5 protein-coding genes are annotated in these 5215 nt (G+C 74.3%); 3 read left to right on the top strand and 2 right to left on the bottom strand.

The features are described from left to right. Positions 1–382: 382 nt before the first annotated feature. Complete coding sequence (locus ACWGJO_RS40820; protein ID WP_452190855.1) at positions 383–1387, bottom strand: stage II sporulation protein M; 1005 nt, start codon at positions 1385–1387, stop codon at positions 383–385. Between the two features lie 308 nt (positions 1388–1695). Here ACWGJO_RS40820 and ACWGJO_RS40825 point away from each other — a divergent pair, with 308 nt between their 5' ends. Further along, complete coding sequence (locus ACWGJO_RS40825; protein ID WP_452190856.1) at positions 1696–2742, top strand: RDD family protein; 1047 nt, start codon at positions 1696–1698, stop codon at positions 2740–2742. Between the two features lie 52 nt (positions 2743–2794). Here the strand turns inward: ACWGJO_RS40825 and ACWGJO_RS40830 are convergent, their stop codons facing one another. Beyond that, entirely contained in the window at positions 2795–3433 is a 639-nt protein-coding gene (locus ACWGJO_RS40830) for a hypothetical protein (RefSeq protein WP_452190857.1), read from the bottom strand. 108 nt (positions 3434–3541) lie between these two features. On the opposite strand from ACWGJO_RS40830, the gene ACWGJO_RS40835 reads away from it, so the two are divergent. Then, positions 3542–4054: a SigE family RNA polymerase sigma factor gene (locus ACWGJO_RS40835; protein ID WP_359915512.1), complete on the top strand. Its 513-nt coding sequence runs from the start codon at positions 3542–3544 to the stop codon at positions 4052–4054. After that, the gene (locus ACWGJO_RS40840; protein WP_452190858.1) at positions 4051–5100 is read left to right on the top strand and encodes a hypothetical protein; all 1050 of its coding nucleotides are present in this window, start codon (positions 4051–4053) and stop codon (positions 5098–5100) included. Before ACWGJO_RS40835 ends, ACWGJO_RS40840 begins: the two co-directional genes overlap by 4 nt. Positions 5101–5215: the final 115 nt, after the last annotated feature.

Below are 5215 nucleotides of genomic sequence, written 5' to 3' on the forward strand. Positions count from 1 at the left end.
ACGGACGCTTCCTTCGGACCGCCTTCCAGCGGACCCTCCGGGCTTCGTTCTTTCGTGTTTCCAGCTTACCAGATGTTTTCCGCTCCGTTTACCGGGGCTTCATTCATCCGATTCCCGCTGGCGGGATTTCCTGCGAACTTCGTTCCGAAGCCTATCAAGGCTTTCGGAGTGCTCAGTCCGTGGGATTTGCTTCGTCGGAGGGTGCGCATTTCGTGAAATGCACTCGCCTCGATTCGGCGGTGTCGTAGACACTAACGCCCGGAACCGACCGTTGTCCAGTCAGTCCCAACCGTTCAAACCTACTAGCCCACCCTCGCCACGTCAATGGTTTGGCCGGACGAGAGGAAGACTAGCAGGTCAGGGGCCTGCTGATCACATCGGCTCAGGCCGCGACCGGCTGGAGGTCCGCCCGGTCGGCCGCCTCCAGATCACCGAACTCCCCGCCCTCGGCGGCCCTTCGGCCCAGCACCAGGGCGTAGAGGAGGAAAGCCGCCTCGGCCAGCACACCGATGGAGATACGGGCCCAGGTCGGCAGGCCGGACGGGGTCACGAAGGCTTCCAGGACACCGGAGACGGCCAGGACCGTCGCCAGGCCGATCGACATGCCGATGATCGCGCGGCCCTGTTCGGCCAGCGCCACCGAGCGGGTGCGCGGGCCGGGGTCGATCACGGTCCAGCCGAGGCGCAGCCCGAGGCCGCCGGCCACGAAGACCGCGGTCAGCTCCAGCAGACCGTGCGGAATGAGCAGGCCGAGGAAGACGTCGAGGCGCCCGGCGGAGGCCATCAGCCCTACGCCGATGCCGAGGTTCACCACGTTGGTCCACAGCACGTAGAGCACCGGAACGCCCAGCGCGATCCCGAACAGCAGGCACTGCACGGCGATCCAGGCGTTGTTCGTCCACACCTGTGCCGCGAAGGAGCTGGCCGGCCGGTCCGAGTAGTACGCCTCGTACTGGCCGCCGGGGCGGGTCAGCTCGTCGAGGTGCTCGGGGGCGACCAGGCTGTTGCGGACCTCGGGGTGGGTGGCCATCCACCACGCGAGCAGTGCGGTGGCCACCATGGACACGATCGCCACCGGCACCCACCAGCGGCGCGCGCGGTAGAGCGCGGCGGGGAAGCTGACCGCGTAGTAGCGGGCGACGTCCTGCCAGCCGTTGGTCCGGGCGCCGGTGACCGCACTGCGGGCACGCGAGACCAGCCCGGTCAGCCGACTCACCAGGGCCGGGTCGGGCGCGGCGGCCTGGACCTTGGCGAGGTGTCCGGTGGCGCGCTGGTAGAGCGTGACCAGTTCGTCGGCCTCCTCCCCGCCGAGCCGGCGTCGGCGGGCGAGGGCGTCCAGCCGGGCCCACTCCCCCTGGTGGGTGGCGACGAAGACGTCCAGGTCCATTTCGGCGGCTCCATGATCGGCGGCGGGCGCGGACGTGCGTGCGCGGGCGGGCGCGTCCGGGCGGGCGGCGGGTCCGGGCGGACACGTGCGGCCCAGCATGCCAGCAGCGGCCGCCGCCGCGGCCGCCGGGATCTCACTTCCCGTGCGCCCACCGGGCCCCGTATGTTTGCGGCTGCGGATCAGACTGCGGAGAGCGGGTCAGGGGGGCCGATCCGGGGTGATTCCCTCCCCCGGCACTGCCGCACTCCCAGGAGCGGATCTCCATGGGCGAGCCGTACGGGCTCCAAGAACGTGAACGGACAGGTGTCTTGAGCGACCTGGTGACGGGTGAGGCGGTCGTTCTCGGCCTCCGGACGGCGAAGCTTCCGAGCAGGGCCCTGGCGATCGTGATCGACCTGCTGGTGGAGTTCGCGGCCCTGCTGGTGTTCACGCTGCTGCTGAGCCTCGCCCTGATCGGGCTCGACGGCGCGGCGCTGGCCGCCACGATGATCGGCCTGATGGTGTTCTTCCTGGTGGCCGTGCCCGTGATGGTCGAGACCCTCACCCGCGGCCGTTCGCTCGGCAAGGCCGCGCTCGGCCTGCGGGTGGTGCGCACCGACGGCGGGCCGGTGCGGTTCCGGCACTCGCTGGTGCGCGGGCTGGTCGGCTTCTTCGAGATGATCGTGCTGACCGGCGCCCCGGCCGTGATCACCTCGGTGGTGCACTCGGACGGCAAGCGGCTGGGCGACATCTTCGCCGGGACGGTGGTCGTCCGCGAGCGCACCCCGGGCGCGGGCGGCTCCGCCTCCCCGCTGCCGCCGGTCCACCCGCACCTGCTGCAGGCGATGGGCCACGAGCTGGTCGCGATGGACCTGTCCGCCGTACCCGAGCCGCTCTGGCTGGCCATCCGCCAACTGCTGGGCCGGGCAGGCCAGTTGGATCCGGCGGTGATGCTCCGGATGTCCACCCGGCTCGCCGAGGACCTGTCCGCCCGGACCGGCCACCCGATCGCGCCGGGGCTGCACCCGGCGGCGTACCTGGGCGCGGTGCTCACCGAGCGCCAGCGTCGGGAGTGGATGCGTGCCCAGGAGCAGCTGTGGGCGGCCGGACGGTGGCCCGCCCAGGTGCCCGCTCCCCGTCCGGCCTCCGGTCCGGTCCCCGCGCCGGCTCCGACGGTCACGGCCGACGGACGACCCGTCCGCGTCCTCGGCCTGCCGGCGCAGCGGCCCGCACCGGTGGCACCGACCGCACCCACCGCACCGCCGGTGCCCGTACCGCCCGCCGCCCCTGCTTCGCCCCCGGCATCGCCCCCGGTCCCGGCGGCTCCGTCCCTCGACAAGCCCGCCGCCGACACCGGCTTCGCCCCGCCCGCCTGAGCCGGGCCGGGCCGAGCCGGATCGGCCGGGCCGCCAGGGCCCTACCGGACCGCTACTCCTCCTCCGCCCCCACCCGCCAGGCGTTCGGCGGCGACGCCAGCTCCTCCAGCTCGATCCCCTCCGCCGCCAGCACCACGTCCCCCGCCAGGTGCACCACCTGCTGCTCGCCCGTCTCCAGGTCCGCCACCTGGTACCGCTCGACCAGCAGCGGCCCGGAATCCGTCTCGTGGGTGTCGACGCCCTCCAGCAGCCACCCCTGGTCGAGGGTGCGCGGAGCCAGCACCGGCTCGGTGAAGGCCACCAGCCGCACCCGCGCGCTCGCCCCCTCCCCCAGCCTCAGCAGCCGGGCGGTGGCGACCAGGAAGCCCGGCGACCGGCCGGTGAAGGCGTGCGCCCGGTCGTGGCCCTCCGCCGCGTGCTCGCCGCCGGGGTCGGCCGCGTCGGTGCGGACCCAGGCCACCCCGTCCACCGCTCCGCCGCGCACCTGCCAGCCCCCGGCCCGCAGCTCCATCCGCAGCGGCCGGGCGCGCGAGTCCAGTGTGAGGTCGGTGCTGCCGAGCACCCGGCCGTCCGGCGCGTAGGTCTTGGAGACGTACCGCCACCCGGCCGCCCCGGGCGCGCAGCTGAAGCGCTCCTCCCCGAGCGGGACGTGGTCATGAGGGTCGTGGAGCGAGTACCGGCCGTTGGGCATGCCGGAAAGCCTACGTGCGCGCCGCGCGTGCAACCTTCCGGCCGGTGCCCGCATTAGAGCGGCGGACGGCGCGGCTGTGCGTCGCCACCACGACGAGAGGGGGTGCGGATGGCGAAGCGGACGCGCGACGCGGAGTTCACGGAGTACGTGGCCTCCAGGAGCGGCTGGCTGCGCAAGGTCGCCTATCTGCTGTGCGGGGACTGGCACCGGGCCGACGACCTGGTGCAGGAGTGCGCGACCAAGCTGTACGTGAACTGGTCACGGGCCGGCCGGGTCGAGAACCTGGACGGCTACGCCCGCAGGGTGCTGGTCAACACCTTCCTCGCCGAGCAGCGCTCGTCCTGGTGGCGGCGGACGTCGCGGACCGCGACGCCGGTGGACGTCGCCTCGGTGGCCGCCGACCTCGACGTCCAGCTCGACCTGCGCAGGGCGCTGGCCGCGCTGCCGCCCAGGCAGCGAGCCACCGTGGTGCTCCGGTACTACTGCGACCTCACGGTCGATCAGACCGCCGAGGCGATGCGCTGCTCCTCGGGCAATGTGAAGAGCCAGACCTCGCGCGCTCTCGCCACCCTCCGGACGACGCTCGCCGCTCGCCCCACCACCGCCGAGAGGACGTCATGAGGACGCACGAGCAGCGTGATCTCACCGCCCGGCTGGGCGCCCTCGCCGAGACCCCGGCGCCGCCCGCCGCGCTCGACACCTCGACGGTGATCGCCCGCGGGCGGGTCCGGCTGCGCCGCCGCCGGCAGGCGCTGATCGGCGTGGTGGCCGGGTCGACCGCCGCCGTGCTGGCCGGCGTGCTGCTGCTGCGCCCGGCCGGCGGGCCTCCCGCACCGGCCGTCCCCGCGCCGACCTCCCCGGCCTCGCCCACGCCGTCCCCGACCGCCGCCCCGACGCCGACGGCGTCCACCGGCCCGCTGAGCGCCGAGGCCCGCTTCGGCTGGCTGCCGCCGTGGCTGGCCCGACCGGCCGTCGGCTACGCGAACAGCGACGGACGGTCCGTCACCACCGCGGCCACCACGACCGCCGTCGAGAACGCCGTCCCCGCCCTGAAGCTCGAACTGCTGCGCGGCCCCGGCGAGTCCCTCGCCCCCGGGGTGCACACGGCCGCCGCACCCGCGGTCGCCGGCCGGGAGGCCCAGTGGCTGGTCACCGACGCGTCGGGAGTCCCGGTCGGCCTGCGCTGGACGACCGCTTCCGGTCGCTGGGCCGAACTGACGGCCACGCTCTGGATCGGGGCGAAGGTCAAGGAGGACCTGCTCAGGGTCGCGGCCGGCGTCGAGTTCGGCGGCCGGGACGTCCCGTTCCCGGTGCGGCCCACCGGCGTGCCCGCCGAGCTCAAGCCGCGGAACATCGAGATCCACCGGCCCTCGAAGGACACCGAGCCCCCGTGGAGCGCCATCCTGTCGTACACCGTCGACGGGAAGTGGCTGAGCGTCACCGCCCAGCCGGAGAGCTTCGGGGTGTTCGTCGACGGCAGGCCGGACGGCGGCACCCCGGTGTGCCGCGTCGACAAGGGCGTCCGGCTCTGCGCCAACGGGACGGCCGCGGGGAGCCCGCCGGTGCAACAGGCCGGCGGACTGGCGGGCCTGCTCGGCCGGTTCACCGTGCTCGGTGCGGACGAGGCCTCCTGGACGGCGACGGGGCCCGCGGACCGGCCCCGCTGACGGGAACGGCCGACGGACCTGCCGACGGAGCGGCCGACGGGCTCCGCAGACGCCGGCGGGGGGGGGGGCCCCCGCGGGGGGGGGGGCCGCCCGGCGCCGGGGCGCGGCACGGAAA

The organism is Kitasatospora sp. NPDC054795 (assembly GCF_053611565.1).

Coding starts and splice junctions, on each gene's coding strand:
- ACWGJO_RS40820 (WP_452190855.1), bottom strand. CDS start 1,387: ATGGACCTGGACGTCTTCGTCGCCACCCACCAGGGGGAGTGGGCCCGG.
- ACWGJO_RS40830 (WP_452190857.1), bottom strand. CDS start 3,433: ATGCCCAACGGCCGGTACTCGCTCCACGACCCTCATGACCACGTCCCG.
- ACWGJO_RS40835 (WP_359915512.1), top strand. CDS start 3,542: ATGGCGAAGCGGACGCGCGACGCGGAGTTCACGGAGTACGTGGCCTCC.
- ACWGJO_RS40840 (WP_452190858.1), top strand. CDS start 4,051: ATGAGGACGCACGAGCAGCGTGATCTCACCGCCCGGCTGGGCGCCCTC.